Annotated in this window: 13 protein-coding genes; 6 read left to right on the top strand and 7 right to left on the bottom strand. The window is 63.8% G+C overall.

The features are described 5' to 3' along the window. Positions 1 to 75 precede the first annotated feature (75 nt). Positions 76 to 1,572 carry an aldehyde dehydrogenase family protein gene (locus ABIC09_RS18950; protein WP_354110188.1) on the bottom strand — a complete coding sequence of 499 codons (1,497 nt, stop codon included), beginning with the start codon at positions 1,570 to 1,572 and terminating at the stop codon, positions 76 to 78. A gap of 192 nt (positions 1,573 to 1,764) precedes the next feature. On the opposite strand from ABIC09_RS18950, the gene ABIC09_RS18945 reads away from it, so the two are divergent. Next, the gene (locus ABIC09_RS18945) at positions 1,765 to 2,610 is read left to right on the top strand and encodes an SDR family NAD(P)-dependent oxidoreductase (protein ID WP_354110187.1); all 846 of its coding nucleotides are present in this window, start codon (positions 1,765 to 1,767) and stop codon (positions 2,608 to 2,610) included. 9 nt (positions 2,611 to 2,619) lie between these two features. Here ABIC09_RS18945 and ABIC09_RS18940 read toward each other — a convergent pair whose 3' ends face one another. Then, a complete protein-coding gene (locus ABIC09_RS18940) occupies positions 2,620 to 4,317 on the bottom strand; it encodes a S53 family peptidase (protein ID WP_354032885.1) in 1,698 nt (565 codons plus the stop codon). Between the two features lie 166 nt (positions 4,318 to 4,483). Between ABIC09_RS18940 and ABIC09_RS18935 the strand changes: the two genes are divergently transcribed. Beyond that, positions 4,484 to 6,043: a flavin monoamine oxidase family protein gene (locus tag ABIC09_RS18935; RefSeq protein WP_354110186.1), complete on the top strand. Its 1,560-nt coding sequence runs from the start codon at positions 4,484 to 4,486 to the stop codon at positions 6,041 to 6,043. 5 nt (positions 6,044 to 6,048) lie between these two features. On the opposite strand, the gene ABIC09_RS18930 is transcribed toward ABIC09_RS18935, so the two are convergent. The 4 genes from ABIC09_RS18930 to ABIC09_RS18915 form a co-directional block, all read right to left on the bottom strand. Next, complete coding sequence (locus tag ABIC09_RS18930) at positions 6,049 to 6,255, bottom strand: hypothetical protein (protein ID WP_148753217.1); 207 nt, start codon at positions 6,253 to 6,255, stop codon at positions 6,049 to 6,051. 73 nt (positions 6,256 to 6,328) lie between these two features. Beyond that, entirely contained in the window at positions 6,329 to 6,742 is a 414-nt protein-coding gene (locus tag ABIC09_RS18925; RefSeq protein ID WP_148753216.1) for a Rieske (2Fe-2S) protein, read from the bottom strand. Between the two features lie 5 nt (positions 6,743 to 6,747). Continuing rightward, the gene (locus tag ABIC09_RS18920) at positions 6,748 to 7,860 is read right to left on the bottom strand and encodes an amidohydrolase family protein (protein ID WP_354110185.1); all 1,113 of its coding nucleotides are present in this window, start codon (positions 7,858 to 7,860) and stop codon (positions 6,748 to 6,750) included. Between the two features lie 14 nt (positions 7,861 to 7,874). Then, on the bottom strand, positions 7,875 to 8,936 hold the full coding sequence (locus ABIC09_RS18915; protein WP_354110184.1) for an amidohydrolase family protein: 1,062 nt from the start codon (positions 8,934 to 8,936) through the stop codon (positions 7,875 to 7,877). 289 nt (positions 8,937 to 9,225) lie between these two features. Between ABIC09_RS18915 and hydA the strand changes: the two genes are divergently transcribed. Continuing rightward, positions 9,226 to 10,680: a dihydropyrimidinase gene (gene hydA, locus ABIC09_RS18910; RefSeq protein WP_354110183.1), complete on the top strand. Its 1,455-nt coding sequence runs from the start codon at positions 9,226 to 9,228 to the stop codon at positions 10,678 to 10,680. A 21-nt stretch (positions 10,681 to 10,701) separates the two neighbouring features. On the opposite strand, the gene ABIC09_RS18905 is transcribed toward hydA, so the two are convergent. After that, positions 10,702 to 10,842: a hypothetical protein gene (locus ABIC09_RS18905; RefSeq protein WP_187435070.1), complete on the bottom strand. Its 141-nt coding sequence runs from the start codon at positions 10,840 to 10,842 to the stop codon at positions 10,702 to 10,704. A gap of 392 nt (positions 10,843 to 11,234) precedes the next feature. Between ABIC09_RS18905 and ABIC09_RS18900 the strand changes: the two genes are divergently transcribed. The 3 genes from ABIC09_RS18900 (at position 11,235) to ABIC09_RS18890 (ending at position 15,712) form a co-directional block, all read left to right on the top strand. After that, positions 11,235 to 12,884, top strand: coding sequence for a S53 family peptidase (locus ABIC09_RS18900; RefSeq protein WP_354110182.1), 1,650 nt, complete (start codon positions 11,235 to 11,237; stop codon positions 12,882 to 12,884). Between the two features lie 439 nt (positions 12,885 to 13,323). After that, complete coding sequence (locus ABIC09_RS18895; protein WP_354110181.1) at positions 13,324 to 14,475, top strand: fructose-1,6-bisphosphatase; 1,152 nt, start codon at positions 13,324 to 13,326, stop codon at positions 14,473 to 14,475. Positions 14,476 to 14,524: 49 nt separating this feature from the next. Further along, entirely contained in the window at positions 14,525 to 15,712 is a 1,188-nt protein-coding gene (locus ABIC09_RS18890; protein WP_148753210.1) for a 6-phosphofructokinase, read from the top strand. Positions 15,713 to 15,816: the final 104 nt, after the last annotated feature.

Below are 15,816 nucleotides of genomic sequence, written 5' to 3'. Positions count from 1 at the left end.
GCGGCCGCCGGAAAAAGGCGCCGCCCCCTCTAAAAGCAGATATTCCCCAGCGCGGAACGCGGCAGAGGACAGATGTTACGCCGTCTTGATCCAGACGGCCTTCACGTTGAGATATTCCTCGACGTGCTGCTTGCCGGACTCGCGGCCGTAGCCGCTCATCTTATAGCCGCCGAACGGCACGGCGGGGTCCATCGCCTGATAGCAATTGACCCACACCGAGCCGGCGCGCAAGCGTTTCGCGACCGCATGCGCCTTGGTGACGTCCCGCGTCCACAGGCCCGAGCCGAGTCCGAACGTGGTGTTGTTGGCGCGCTTGACCAGCTCGTCCATGTCCTTGAACGCGATCGCGGAGATGACCGGACCAAAGATCTCCTCCTGCGCGATGCGCATGTTGTCCTGGACGCCCGCGAACACCGTCGGCGAGACGAAAAAGCCCTTCGACAACGCACCTTCGGTGACGCGGCCGCCGCCGGCAAGTGCTCGCGCGCCTTCCTTCTGGCCGATGTCGAGATAACCGGTGACGCGCTCAAGCTGTTGCTCGGAGACCAGCGGGCCGATCTGGGTGTTCGGATCGAGGCCGTTGCCGACCTGCAGCTTCTTGCCGAATTCGGCGACACGGCCGACGAATTCCTCGTAGATCGACTGCTCGACGAACAGCCGCGTACCGGCGCTGCAGATCTGGCCGGAGTTGGCGAACACCGCCATCGCGGCACCCGGCACGGCGGCATCGAGGTCGGCGTCGGCAAACACGATGTCCGGCGACTTGCCGCCGAGCTCGAGCGACACGCGCTTGAGGTTGCCGGCCGAGGCACGGATGATCGACTGACCCGTGACATGCGAGCCGGTGAAGGCAACCTTGTCGACGTCATGATGCGAGGCCAGCGCAGCACCCGCGGTCTCGCCATAGCCGGGGACGACGTTGACGACGCCGGGTGGAATGCCGGCTTCCATCGCGAGCTCGGCGATGCGCAGCGAGGTCAGCGGCGCTTCTTCGGCAGGCTTGAGCACCACGGTGCAGCCGGTCGCGATCGCCGGGCCAATCTTCCAGAGCGTCGCGGTGAGCGGGCCGTTCCAGGGAATGATGGCGCCGACGACACCGACCGGCTCCTTCAGCGTGTAGGAGAAGATCTCGCCGGGCAGCGAGTTCTCGATGGTCTCGCCGTGGATCGCGGTGGTCTGGCCGGCGTAGTAGCGCAGCATGCCGACCGCGCGCAGGCGATAGGCGCGGGTGCGGCTGAGCGGTGCGCCCATGTCGAGTGTGTCGAGCTGCGACAATTCGTCGAAATTCTTCTCGACAAGCTCGGCGAGCTTGAGCAGCAGGTTCTGCCGCTCGAACGGCTTGACCTTGCTCCAGGGACCCTCGAAGGCACGGCGGGCGGCGGCGACCGCACGGTCGATGTCTTCCTTGTCGCCCTCGGCAACGGTCGCGAGCAGTTCCCCAGTCGCGGGGTTGTGGGTCTCGAAGCGCTTGCCGGACGCGGCATCCACCCACTTCCCGTCGATCAGCATCTGCTTGTAGGACCCGTTGGCGAACGGATGGCGCGTGATCGGAATAGCCTGCGACACAGCCATGGCTGCACTCCCTAGGTAGGTGATTGATTGGGTTCGATCTGGGCGGGATCGTTAGGTCAAACAGAATACAGCGGCGCCGGAAGGGCGTAAAGTCGGCGTAGAACGAAGCCCTGCCATGCCGACTTGTGCAGGGTCGCGCGAGCGCCATGTTATAGCTCGACCGAGCGCAACGCCCCTTCCCGGAGAATAGCCATGCCGCATCCTGTCATCGCCAAGGGCAATGTCGCCGTGATCACCGGGGGTGCCTCCGGCATCGGTCTTGCGGCGGCAACAGCGTTTGCGCGCGCCGGCATGAAGGTATGCATCGCCGACGTCGACGAGGGACGGCTGGCAGAGGCCGCAACAAAACTGTCATCCGTTACAGCTGCCACAAATGTGATGACATCAGTTGTCGACGTCAGCCGGGTCGAAAGCGTGACGGAACTGGAACGCGCCGTGGGCGCGCATTTCGGCGGCACGGACCTGCTGATGAACAATGCCGGCATCCAGCCGGGCAGCACATTGTTCGGCGTATCAGACAATTGGCAGCGCGTCATTGGCGTCAACATGTGGGGCGTCATCAACGGCGCGCGCATCTTCGCGCCCAACATGATCGCGCGCGGCAAAGCCGGCTTGATCATCAACACCGGCTCCAAGCAGGGCATCACCACCCCGCCCGGCGATCCCGCCTACAACGTCTCCAAGGCCGGCGTGAAGGCGTTTACCGAAGCGCTCCAGCACGAGCTGCGCAACACCAGGGATTGCCACGTCACCGCGCATCTGCTGATTCCCGGCTTCGTGTTCACCGGGCTCACCGCCAAGGGCCGCACCGAAAAGCCGGCCGGCGCGTGGACACCGGAGCAGACGGTCGATTTCATGCTTGCGCGACTCGAGGCCGGCGACTTCTACATCCTCTGCCCGGACAACGACGTGCCGCGCGCGCTCGACGAGAAGCGCCTGCTCTGGGCCGCCGGCGATATCGTCGAGAACCGGCCGCCGCTGTCGCGCTGGCATCCGGATTACGCGGATGCGTTCAAGAAGTTCGTCGATCGGAGCTAACCGAGACGATCAGCTCAGCGCAAGCAGGAGCGCGGTGCCGATCGGCGCGCCCCAGCCGGACACCGCATCGAACCCGCGCCGCGCTTCGTATCCGACGCCGGGCTTTGGCTTGGACGCGTTGTGGCCGATGGTGATGTCGTAGCAGACAAGATCTCCTATCGGCCGGCCAAGCGGCGATTTGCGATAGAGCAATGGAGCGAGGAAGCGCTGCCGCTTCTCCGACGGCAGAAGCGCATTGACGCGCGCGATGAGCGCAGCCAGGAGCGGCGCAGACGCGCTGGTCCCGCCGCCATAATCCGGCTTGCCGCGGAAGATCATCGCGTAGCCGGGTGGGCCGGCAAGCGCCGCAATATCAGGCACGATGCGCCCCCAATGACCGGAGCCGTTCAGGGAAGCAATATCGATTCCGCGCTGCCACGCAGGACGACGAAATACCTCACTGACGCCTCCACCCGTTGCCCCTCCTCCCGCTTTCATGCGCCGCCCCGGCGTCTCCCACCACACTTGCTCCGTGACCTCACCGCCGAGCCGCATGATCATCGTGCCGCCGACCGCGAGAACGAACGGGCTGCAGCTCGGAAAGTCCACATGGGCAGCGCCGTCCGTCTCCTCGTCGCCGGCGCCATCGTCGCCCGAGGCGCCGCAGATCGTGATGCCCAGCGCGGCAGCCGCCTGGAGCCGCTCGTTGATGGCCGTGCGTGCCGCGGGCGACCAATCACTGGAATCCTCTGCAGACCCCCAGCTCACCGACAGTGCCACCGGCCTGTCCTTGATGACGCGGTTCAATAAATCGACCCAGCCTTTCTGATCGAAAGTCGCAAAATAGACGGACAGCTTGGCACCGGGAGCCAGGCCTGCAGCCACCTCGACGTCCATCATCACTTCGCCGGTATCGTCGAGTGCGTCCTGACGATCGTCCTTTGGCAATTGCTCGATTTGCCTGCGGTTGCGTACCGGCCAGTTGATCGAGACGATCTCAACCTTGGGCCTCTTGCGACCGAATGTCTTGCAGTGGAGTGCGAGGTCCCCTGCAAAATAGCCGCCACCGAACTCGGCAATTGCGATCTTCTGTCCGGCGCCGTCCCCGGGCGGAAAATGATACAGCGCTTCCAGGGAAGACGGGCTGAGCGGCGTCAAGCCGGCACCGATCCTCGCCCTGCTCCGCCACATGACACGCCGCTGGCCGAATCCGATCAACGCAGTGACGATCTTCTTCAGCGAAGCGGGAATCTTGTAGTCGTCCTCCCGATCGCGGAATTGCCCCTGATCCTCGCTCCAATAGACGCCGAGGCGCGGCTGAAACGCCTTCTCCATCTGCGCGACAGTCCCGCTCACGCGCATGCTGCGCGTCTCAAGCGACACATCCACGACCTTGAGGCCGAATTTGCGCAGGACCTGTGACACCTTGTCGGCGTCGCTCTTCGAGGCGCTGTACCGTGCCCTGAACCGGGCTCGCGACAGCGCTCGACCTCCGAGCTTGTCGGCGTCCGGCAACTTGGGTCCACGCAATGTCAGCGTGATCTCGACATGCTGACGCGGATTCTCGTCGCGCAGACGCCTGGCCCCCGCCGTGGGTGGACGCGCGCTGCCGGACACAACGACAGGGCGCTTTGCCGCGCCTGCCGATCCGGTCTTGTCGTCACGCTTTGCTGCCTTGCGATTGGTGGCCGCCCTGCGGCCGGTACGCGCCTTAGCCTTTGATGCCATAGCCGGGCCCCCGCCCTCGACACGACCAAAGGTTGCAGGTTATCGTCGATCCCCGGACCCGTCAAATCTGAGGCCCGCCCGGCGACTTTCGCCGCTCGCTTGAGACCGGTCCTCGACCGTCCGAGATTGTTTTTCGATTTTTGATTTCAATCCGAGGATTTCGATCATGCGCTCGATTTTCGCACGGCTCAATCGCCGTTACGGCAGGAAGTTCATCGGCTTCGACCGTCAGAAGCTCGTCAGCTCGACCCTCGCCAACGCAATGGTCGTCGCGGCGGCCACACCTCCCCGCGACATGCCACGCCCTGCGCGGGCGGTACGACGGCCGCGTGTCACGATCGTCGGAGCGGGACTCGGCGGCCTGATGGCCGGCTACACGCTCGCTCATTGCTGCGACGTGACGATTTTCGAGGCGCGCGAACGCGTCGGCGGCCGTGTCTGGAGCAAGAACAAGTCGAGCGGCGTGGTCGAAGCGGGCGGCGAGCTGATCGGCTACAATCATCCGCTGTGGCTGGCCCTGGCGCGCCAGTTCCGGCTGGGACTCTCGCTGTTCACGCTGGACTCGAATTTCGACGCGCTCGATCTCGATATGCCGATCTATCTCGACGGTCGAAAGATCTCGAACCCGTTCGCGCTCAAGACCCTGTTCGAGCAGATGGAGGCGGCCTTCGGGCGGATGGCAAGGCGCGCGCGGCACGTGCACAAGCATGCGCCCTGGCTCACGTCCGACGCCGACGCGCTGGACCGGCAATCCATGGCGGACTGGATTCGGGACGAACCTAGCTCGCGTCTCGCCAGGCTCGCAATGAAGGAGCAGTTCAGCAACGACGCGGGCCAGCCCGTCGAGCGACAAAGCCTGCTCGCCAATTTCGCGGTGGTCCATGGCGGCGCACTCAAGGGACACCCGGCCGCCTACTTCACCCAGACCGAGACGCTACGCTGCTCGGAGGGCAATCAGTCGCTGGCCGAGCACCTCGCCGAGGAAATCAGGAAGGTCGGAGGAGTGGTCCATCTGTCCTCGCCCGTCGTCGCGATCGACATCGACAAGGAGGGCGTGACGATCACGCCGGAGGGGGCTGCTTCCCATCTCGCCGATTACGTCGTGCTTGCGATTCCGCCGAGCCTGTGGCCGGGCGGACGCTTTGCCAAGATCGAGATCACGCCGCAACTCACGCCCGACCATTACATCTCGATGGGGACGGCCGTGAAATACCTCAGTCCGGTCAAGCGACGTTTCTGGATCGACCATGGGCTGGCGCCGGCCGCGACCTCGAGCCGCTTTGGCGTCACATGGGAAGGCACCGACAATCAGATCGCGCCGCGCGGCCGCGAGGTCGAGCTCAGCCTGTTCGCCGGCAGCAAACCGGCGCAGCAGGCCATTCGACAATGGGAGCGCGGCGGCAAGACCGCCGTCGATGCCTTCTATGCGTCGCGGATCGGCCAGGTCTATCGCGGCTATGAAGACAATCTGTCCCAGCCGCCGGACTTCATTGCGTGGCCCGCCGATCCCTGGACCGGTGCCGGCTATTCCTGTCCCGCGCCCGGCGAAGTCACGCGCGCCGGGCCGCTGCTCAACAGCGCATTTCACAAGCGGATGTATTTTGCCGGCGAGCACACCTGCTTTGCCTATTACGGCTACATGGAGGGCGCGTTGCAGTCCGGCCTGAAGGCAGGGTCGGCGATCCTGAGGGCGACCAAACGCGCCGGCCGGCGCAAGTCGGCCTGAGCGCCTTACAGCGTCTCTTGCTGGTGCCCGCAATTCTTGCAGGCGAACTTGACGCGGCTCTGGCCTTTTTCCGCCTGAACCCGGTTCGGCGCGCCGCACTTGCCGCAGACGGCCTCGATGCGGGTCGTGCCGTGCTTGACGACGATGGTCTTCTTTTCCATCGACTCGCGGATCAGGCGCTCGGCCTCCTCACGCAGGGATTGTTTCGACAAAGCTCGTCTCCGCCTTTAGAAAGCGCGAGAGCCATATCGCACCTGCGGTGGAATCTCAATCGGCAATGCCGGCTCAGACCTCGACAATCACATAACTATCCTCGACATGCACCGGAAACGTCTCGGCGACATACGGGCCTTTCTGCAATTCGTCGCCGCGTTCCACCGCGACCGGATATGACCGGATCCTGACGCGCTTCGGATCGAACCAGGACTGGCCGTTGCGCATGTCGAATTCCCAGCCGTGCCAGGGACAGCGCAGCATCTCCCCGACCCGAGAGCGCTCATAGACGCCGGGCTCAGGCGAGGTCAGCCGCGCCACGCAAGCGGCCTTCTCCAGCGGTGCGCCTTCATGCGGACAGCGGTTCAGCAGCGCAAAGAACTCGCCATTGACATGGAACACGACGATATCGCGGCCCGCGACGTCGACGACCTTGTTGCCGCCGGGCGGGATCTCGGTCGTTCGCGCGACAATGTGACGGGCCATGTTGATCAGAACTTGTAGACCGCACGCGCATTGGTGCTGAAGATCTTTGTCCGCTCGGCCTCCGTCAGCGGTGTCTTGAAGGCGAAGCGCGGATCGTCGAAATCCCAGTGCGGATAGTCCGACGAGAACAGGAGGCGATCGACGCCGACCCATTCGATCAGCGAGCGCAGATGCCGCGCCTCATCGGGCTCGTCGATCGGCTGGGTCGTGAACCAGAAGTGCTCGCGGACGTATTCCGACGGCTTGCGCTTGAGATGCGGCACCTCGCTGCGGAACCGCTCGAAATGTTGGTCCATCCGCCACACCGCCGACGGGATCCAGCCGAAGCCGCCTTCGATGAAGACGATCTTCAGTTTTGGGAACCGCTCCGGCACACCCTCGATCACGAGGCTGGCAAGCTGCGCCGCGATGGTGTGCGCGTTGGACTGGTGCTCCTCGACATAGTAGGACGGCCAGCCGCCGCCTGTCGGCGCGTGGCCGCCATAGCCGCCGACATGGATGCCGAGCGGCAGGTCCAGCGCCTGCGCGCGCTCATAGATCGGCCAGTAGCGGCGGCGGCCGAGCGGCTCGTTGGCGCGCGGCGAGACGTTGATCTGGATGTACTCGCCGCTTCTGGCGCAGCGCTCGATCTCGGCGATCGCGAGATCCGTGCCGTCCTGCCCGACCAGGATCGAGGCCTTCAGGCGCGGATCCCTGTGCGACCAGAACGCCAGCTGCCAATCGTTGATGGCGCGCTGGATCGCCGCGCCGAATTCCAAGTTCTGCTGCGAGAAGATGAAGAGATCGAGCACCTGCAAGATCCCGAACTCGACATCGAGCGGATCGAGATGCTGCTTCTGCATGAAAGCAAGGTCGGAGCCGGGCGGCCCTCCGGTCGGCGGCCAGGCATCGCGCCGCGCGATCAATGGCGAGGACCGCGGATAGGGCGTCGTGAACAGATAGGGCGTGCGAAGATGGCTGCCATATTCCTTCAGATGCCGCTGCCAGCGTTTCGGCAAGAACTCGTTGAGGTCGTCGAGCGAATGCAGGCTCGGGTGCACGTCGCAATCGACGATGCGCAGCCGGCTCGCGGCGGGCTTCTCGTCGTCACGCAGCGGACGGTCGATGACTTCACTCATGCGAACCTCCAGGATTAGTTGATCGACAACCGCGGAAATGTCTCCAGCGGATTATCGACGCACATCTTTGCGATGATGCTCTTCGGCAGGTTCGGCGGTATCGGATCGTCGCCGTCGAACTGCCAGTGTGGATAGTCGGACGCGAACAGGAACATCTTGTCGGAGCCGATCTGGTCGATGATCTCCTCGACGCTTTTGGCATCGCCCGGCGCATCGAACGGCTGCATGGTGACGCGAAAATTGTCGCGGACGATCGCGGCGGGCTCGCGCCCGACCCAGGGCACCTCGACGCGCACGCCGCGCCAGGTCTTGTTGGCGCGCCACATGAAGGCCGGCAGCCAGCTCACGCCGGATTCCATCAGCACGACCTTGAGGTCCGGATATTTGCCGAACACGCCCTCATAGATCAAGCTCAGAATCTGCGCCTGAAACGCCTGCGCTTCGACGAAGTAATATTCGTAGCGGTGCGACGGCCAGCCAGCCGAGCTTGGCGCCTGCCGATATTGCGTGCCGGCATGGATCGCGAGCGGCAGCTTGTGCTTTTCGGCGAGCTGGTAGACCGGCCAGAAATGCCGTCGCCCCAGCAGCGTCTCGCCCTGCGCCAGCACCAGGATGGAGACGAAGCGATTGTCGCTCGCGCGGCGCTCGATCTCCTCGATGGCGAGATCCGGCGCCTGCATCGGCACCACGATAGAGGCGCGCAGGCGCGGGTCACGCGATAGCCATTCGGCGGCAATCCAGTCGTTGATCGCCTTGCAGAAGTCCGCCGCCATGTAGGAATCGAACACGGCTTGCGCGCCGTAGAGCACGTTGAGGATCGCATGGCTCGCGCCCAATTGGTCGAAGGCGCCCTTCTGCACCATCGCCAGATCAGAGCCCGGCTTCGTGCCATTGGCCGACCGCCAGTCGGCGCGGCCAGAAAACGGCATGCTCGGCGGATAGGAGGTGAGGTCGAGGCCGTCGATAGCACGGCTCACCACCTGCTCTTTCCAGTGATCACTGAGATAAGGAAGCAGCGTCGTGCGCGTGCCACCAACCGCCGAGTGGATGTCGCAGTCGATCCGCGTCACCGCCATGGATGCTTCCTCGCCAAGATCTTGTACGTACGCCTTATTGGCGGCGTTCTTTGTGCGCCGCCCACACAGAGTGCGCCGGCCTATGCCGACGCGCAAGGGCGCAGACCAGCGCGATCCGTCATGGCTCGGTTGCATTTCGCAGGCGCGATATCAGGTCGGGCCGATGCATCCAGCGCAATCGCGGTCTCGGTGGCGGGATCGGCGGCTGATTAAAATTTCGTCTATCGCATCGCAGCCGACACGCTTAGCTTCGGCTGCGTACCGTCCTCTTTGCTCTTCCGGAGTTCCCATGTCCCTCCTCATCCGCGGCGGCACTGTCGTCAATCATGATCATTCGCGCCGTGCGGACGTGCTGATCGAGGGCGACACCATCGTCGCTGTCGACGCAGCGATCGCAGCGCCAACGGGGGCGGAGATCATCGATGCGGGCGGCGCCTATGTCATTCCGGGCGGGATCGATCCGCACACCCATCTCGAAATGCCGTTCATGGGCACGGTTACCGCGGATGATTTCGAGTCCGGCACCAAAGCGGCGCTGAGCGGCGGCACCACCATGGTGGTGGATTTCTGCCTGCCCGATCCCGGCCAGTCGATGCTCGCGGCCTATCAGGAATGGCGCCACAAATCCGAGAAGGCGGCGACCGACTACGGCTTCCACATGGCGGTGACGTCATGGTCGAAGCAGATCCATGACGAGATGGCAACCGTGGTCAAAACCTACGGCATCAACACCTTCAAGCATTTCATGGCCTACAAGGGCGCGTTGATGGTGAACGACGATGAGCTCTACAACTCGTTCGCGCGCTGCGCCCATCTCGGCGCGATGCCGGTCGTGCACGCGGAGAATGGTGACGTCGTTGCCCTGATGCAGGAGGCGCTGATCGCGCGCGGCGTCACCGGCCCCGAGGGCCACGCCTATTCGCGACCGCCGGAGGTCGAGGGCGAAGCCACCAACCGCGCCATCATGATCGCTGATATGACCGGCACGCCGGTCTATATCGTGCACACGAGCTGCCGCGAGGCGCATGAGGCGATCGCGCGAGCGCGGGCCGCGGGAAAACGCGTCTATGGCGAGCCGCTGATCCAGCACCTGCTGCTCGATGAGCGTGAATATCAAAACAAGGACTGGAATCATTCCGCACAGCGCGTGATGTCGCCGCCGTTCCGCGACAGATCGCACCAGGATAGTCTTTGGGCTGGCCTGCAATCCGGCTCACTGCAAGTGGTCGCGACCGACCATTGTGCCTTCACCACCGAGCAGAAGCGGTTCGGCCTCGGGGACTTCAGGAAGATCCCGAACGGCACCGGCGGCCTGGAAGATCGCCTCGCGCTGCTGTGGACCGCGGGCGTCGCGACGGGGCGGCTGACCAAGGAAGAGTTCGTCGCGGTGACCTCGGCGAATATCGCCCGCATCCTCAACATCTATCCGCGCAAGGGCGCGGTCGCCGTCGGCTCAGACGCCGACATCGTGGTGTGGGATCCCAAGGCGACGAAGACCATCAGCGCGAAGCGGCAGATGAGCCGGATCGACTACAATGTGTTCGAAGGCTTTGCCTGCACCGGCGGGCCCGCCGCGACGCTCTCGCGCGGTCGTATCGTGTGGAAGGATGGCGATCTCCGCGCCGAGGCGGGCGACGGGCACTATGTCGAGCGTCCGGCGTTCTCACCGGTGCATGTGGCGAATTCCACCTGGAAGGAGCTGACCGCTCCGCGCGCGGTCGCACGCGGCGCGGTGACGCCGTAGGCGCGCCGCAACACGCGATGCCTAGATCGCAAACACCCAGGCGGCGACGATGGTGCCGATGGTGATGAGACCGGCGATGGTCCAGCCGGCGGCATATTCCAGCTCAGGATGACCGGTTGCCCGCATGATCTCTGCCGGATCGGCGGTATGCTTCTCTGCCATGACGGCCTCGCATGTTACGTCCCGCGTCATGGATAAGTCGCTTCAGCCGCCATTAGGTTCCATCACGGAAATGCGAGGGACACAAAAACGCGAAAACAACCCCATGCACAGTAGAACGCCGGCCTCGGCATGAGGCGCAGCCGCGCGTGACCAAGCTTTGACGCGATCGTGAGAGGCGCGCGGCGTGATCGGCTTTGCCGCAGCGGCACCCCGCTGTTAGGATGCATCGCCGGCATTTTTCTATTTTAGGTTTGGTTTACTGACGTATCGGCAATTTTCTTGCCGGCACACCACAATTGATTTTCGAACACCTGAACAGTTTCGGACAAACAGCACCTACCATCGCAATTCCAGCTTTCCAGCGCGCCAACCCCGTACAAGGAGGAAATACTATGTCCCCTAGTGCAACACCCCACATGGTCGAACTTCCCAACTCCGTCCATCAACTGCCGACAGGCTCGAAGGCGATGCGCCGAACCAACGGCCAGCGCTGGATCGAGCTGACGCTCGGCGTCAAGCGATCCGCCGATCTGCCTGATCTGTCCGACTTGGACAACAAGCTCCCAAAGGCGCGCACTTACATGACGCGCGACCAGCTCGAGAGCCAATACGGCTCCGATCCCAAGGCCATCAAGTCGATCGAGGATTTTGCCAAGGCGCACAAGCTCGTCGTCACCCGCAACGAGCCCGCCGCCGCGCGGCTCGGAATCGCAGGCACCGTCGACGACGTCAGCGACGCCTTCGGCGTCACGCTGTTCGACTATTCCCATCCGCATCTCGGCGACTTCCACGCCCGTACCGGCCCGGTGCACATTCCGACCGAGGTCGGCGATGCCATCACCGGCGTTTTCGGCCTGAACAACCACCGTGTGCTCAGGCGCTCGCGCCATTCGGCACGCGCTGCGGCGCCGGATTTCGCAAGCTCGGTGCGGCGCTGGTTCGTTCCGACCGAGCTCGGCGCCATCTACAAATTCCCCCAGGTCGACGCGAGCAAGCAATGCATCGGCCTGCTCGAGTTCGGCGGCGGCGTGGAGACCCCTGATGTCGCGGCCTATTTCAGCAAGATCGGCGTTCCCGCGCCGGAGGTTGCCGTCATCGCGGTCGACGGCGTCTCGACGGATCCGGCCGGCGACCCGGAATCGACCGGCGAGGTGATGCTGGACGTCGATGTCGCCGGCGCGCTCGGCGGCGGCGCCAGGATTGCCACCTATTTCTCGACCTTCGACGAGAAAGGTCTGGTCGACTGCCTCGCCAAGGTCGTCAGCGACTCCGTCAACGATCCCTCTGTCGTCTCGATCAGCTGGGGCTGGGACGAGAACCAGGCCTTCAACAACAGCGGCGTGATCTGGTCGCCGGCTGCGATCGACCATTGCAACCACAGCTTCCTCGCGGCGGCCCATCTCGGCATCACGTTCTGCGTGTCCACCGGCGACGACGGCTCGGAGGCGCAGATGCAGGACGGCCGGGCGCATGTGAACTTCCCAGCAACCAGCCCCTACGTGCTGGCGGTAGGCGGAACGACCCTGCACGCGCGTGCGAACGCCAAGAAGCAGGTGCAGATCACCGAGGCGGTCTGGAATGACGGACCGGGAAGCGGCACCGGCGGTGGTGTCAGCGACATCACTCCGGCCCCGGCCTGGCAGAAAGGCATCGTGCCGAAGTCGATCAATCCCAGGCATTTTGCCGGACGTGCAATTCCGGACGTTGCGGCCAATGCCGATCCGGCAACGGGCTATCTGACGATGTCGGGTGGCAAGCTCGGCATCGTCGGCGGCACCAGCGCCTCCGCACCGCTCTGGGCAGGCCTGATCGCCCGGATCAACGCCGCGCTCGGCGCCCGCTCCGGCAATTTCAACGCCCTGCTCTATTCCAAATTCGGCCCGGCCGGCGTGCTGCGCGACATCACGGTCGGCAACAATGACACCGACGGTCTGCTCGGCGGACAATACAAGGCGGGTCCTGGATGGGACGCCTGCACCGGCTGGGGCGTGCCGGATGGCGGCAAGCTTCTCGTAGCGCTTCAGGGCGGCCCGTCGAGCTAGCCGATCCGCGCTTGCACAGGCGGGCGATCATCCGCCTGTGCGAGACGGGGAAACCCGACAGAGACACCCGGCCGCGTCCGTCCGACGCGGCCGGTCGCGTCTTGGCGGCGCCAGAATGGGAGTGAAAAACGAAAGCAATCGGCGCAGATCACCGTTGGTGTCCGCTTGTCCCCCAACAGCGGCGCAATAGCAGAGATGCCGGGAGGTCCATTGCGGGCCAACACCGGACTCGTGCACCGCAGCCAATGAGGGCGCATCGCTTCTGGCGGAACATTTGCGGTGGATCGATGATGCCGGCTACCGAATGAGCCCGAGCTTTTCGAGAAAGAAAGGCAGTATGGAACGTAACGGAACATCAGACGTTCTTTTCCGCGAGTGAGCAGCGCCGTCGCCCCGGCGCAGCAACCGCCGAGGCGCGGAGCTGCGCTGATCGGAGGGAATGCTCATGAGACTCACCCTTTCAGTCATCAAGGCTGACGTTGGCTCCGTCGGCGGGCACACGAAACCGTCTACACGCATGATGGCGGCTGTCGAGGGCGAGGTCGCGAAGGCGATCTGCAATGGTCTCTTGATCGACGGTTTCATCTGCCACACCGGCGACGACATTGCGATCATCATGACGCACACACGGGGCGAGGGGAGCTCCGAGGTACATCAATTCGCCTGGAAGGCGTTTCTTGCGGCCACGGCGGTTGCGAAAAACTCTGGCCTCTACGGCGCCGGCCAGGATCTTCTGGTCGACGCGCCTTCCGGAAACGTTCGCGGCGCCGGACCGGGCGTCGCGGAGCTCAGCTTCGACCACAGCCTCTCGGGTTCGAGGCCCGCGGAGTCCTTCATGGTGTTCGCCGCCGACAAGTGCGGCCCCGGCGCCTACAACCTGCCGCTCTACCTCACCTTTGCCGATCCCATGTACTGCGCCGGGCTGATGCTGCCTCCGATGATCAAGGGTTTCCGTTTTCATGTCATCGACATGGACCACACGGCTGGCGACAGCGTGATCGAACTCGACGCGCCCGCGGACGGCTACCACATTGCCGCGCTGCTCCGCGACAATGAGCGCTTTGGGATCGATCGCATCGTTTCCCGAACGTATGACGAGGTTGCCGTCGCTGTTTCGGCGCAGCGTCTTCACTCGATCGCAGGCAAGTACACCGGCAAGGACGATCCGGTCGCGATCGTCAGGAACCAAGGGATTTTCCCAGCGCCGGAAGAAATCGTCTCGCCGTTCGCGAAGGCGCACTTCGTAGGCGGCGATGCGCGCGGCTCGCACGTGATGCCGCTCATGCCGGTGCCACTTAATACACCGGTGACAGGCATGTACTGCCTGCCAATTGTCTCCTGCGCTGGCTTTTCGATCGACAAGAACGGCCGTTTTTCGGAGTCCTATACCGATTTCTTCGACAACCCGGCGTGGGACGAGGTCCGCCGGCGCGCCCAGCGCAAGGCAATCGAGATGCGCAGCCAAGGCTGGTCTGGCGCCGCGATGCTGCCCTATTCCGAGCTGGAGTATGGCGGCTTCCGCGACACCGTGTCCGCACTGCTGAAGCGTTTTCGGCTGCGCGGGGAGCGCAAACCGGAAGCGGCCGAGTAGAGAACGTGCGACGCGGGCGCTATTGACATGCCAATACTGGGAGGTAGGTGTGGCGAGGAAACGCATAGGCATTCTCACTGGCGGTGGCGACGTCCCCGGCCTCAACGCGATCATCAAGACCGTGACCTATCGCGGCAGCGAGGACGACATTGAGGTCGTCGGTCTGCGCCGCGGTTGGGAAGCCCTCACGCACCTTGACCTCGACGCCCCCGCCAGCAAATCGCACTACCTTATCCCGCTCAACCGCGAAAACACGCGCATCATCGACCGACGCGGCGGCACCGTGCTGCACTCGAGCCGCACCAATCCCTCCAAAATGAAGAAACTGCCCGATCATCTCGCTGGCGAAGACCTTCCAGTCTCGGAGAGTACCAAGAGCGGCATCGCAACCAAGACTTGGGATCTCACCGGCCAGGTATTGGCGAACCTCTCCAGGCTGGGCATCGAGCACCTCATCGCCATCGGCGGCGACGACACACTCAGCTATGCGGACAAGCTCAACGGGCTCGGCGTCAAGATTATCGCCATCCCGAAGACGATGGATAACGACGTCCGCAACACCGAATACTGCATCGGCTTCTCGACCGCGATCACCCGCGCCAGCGATGCAATCCAGCGGCAGCGCACCACTGTCGGCTCACACGAGCGAATTGGCATTTTCCGCATCTTTGGTCGCGATGCCGGATTTACAGCTCTCTACACCGCGTACGTGACCTCGATACGGTGCGTCATACCGGAGTACAAGGTCAACCTCGACAAACTGATCCAACTGCTCATCGAGGAGAAGCGTGCGAACCCAAGCAACTACGCGCTGATCGTTCTCAGCGAAGGTGCCGAGTGGGAGGGCTTCAGGCTGCAGGAATACGGCGAGCCTGACGCCTACGGTCACCGAAAGAGGACGAGCGTGGCCGAAGTGCTTGCCGACGAGATCAAGCTGCGCGCCGGCGAGGAGACCATCGTCTCTGATCTCACCTACGACCTGCGATCGGGCGATCCGGACTTTATCGACAAGCTTGTGGCCCTGACTTTCGGTAACATGGCATACGATGCCATCCTGGAAGGCAAGACCGGCCTTATGTCGGCGCTGGTAGAGGGCCGCTACGACCTGGTGCCCATCCCTGACGCCAAGCTCGGCCCCCGCAAATTGGACGTCGCCAGCACGTACAACACGGAGCGCTACCGCCCCATCTACGCCAACAAGCGGGGGCTGCCGATCTTTCTCAACCGCGCGTCATAGGGGGGTGGCAGGTGGCAACCCCAAGAACGTCTCCTATGGGGCAGCAGGCGACATCCGAGTGGGCACACTAGCGGGTTTGTCGTATAAGTCGAAGCTGAGAGGTC

This window comes from Bradyrhizobium sp. S3.12.5 (genome assembly GCF_040548225.1).
Classification (GTDB): domain Bacteria; phylum Pseudomonadota; class Alphaproteobacteria; order Rhizobiales; family Xanthobacteraceae; genus Bradyrhizobium; species Bradyrhizobium cytisi.
This window is presented reverse-complemented; position numbering and strand designations above follow the sequence as displayed.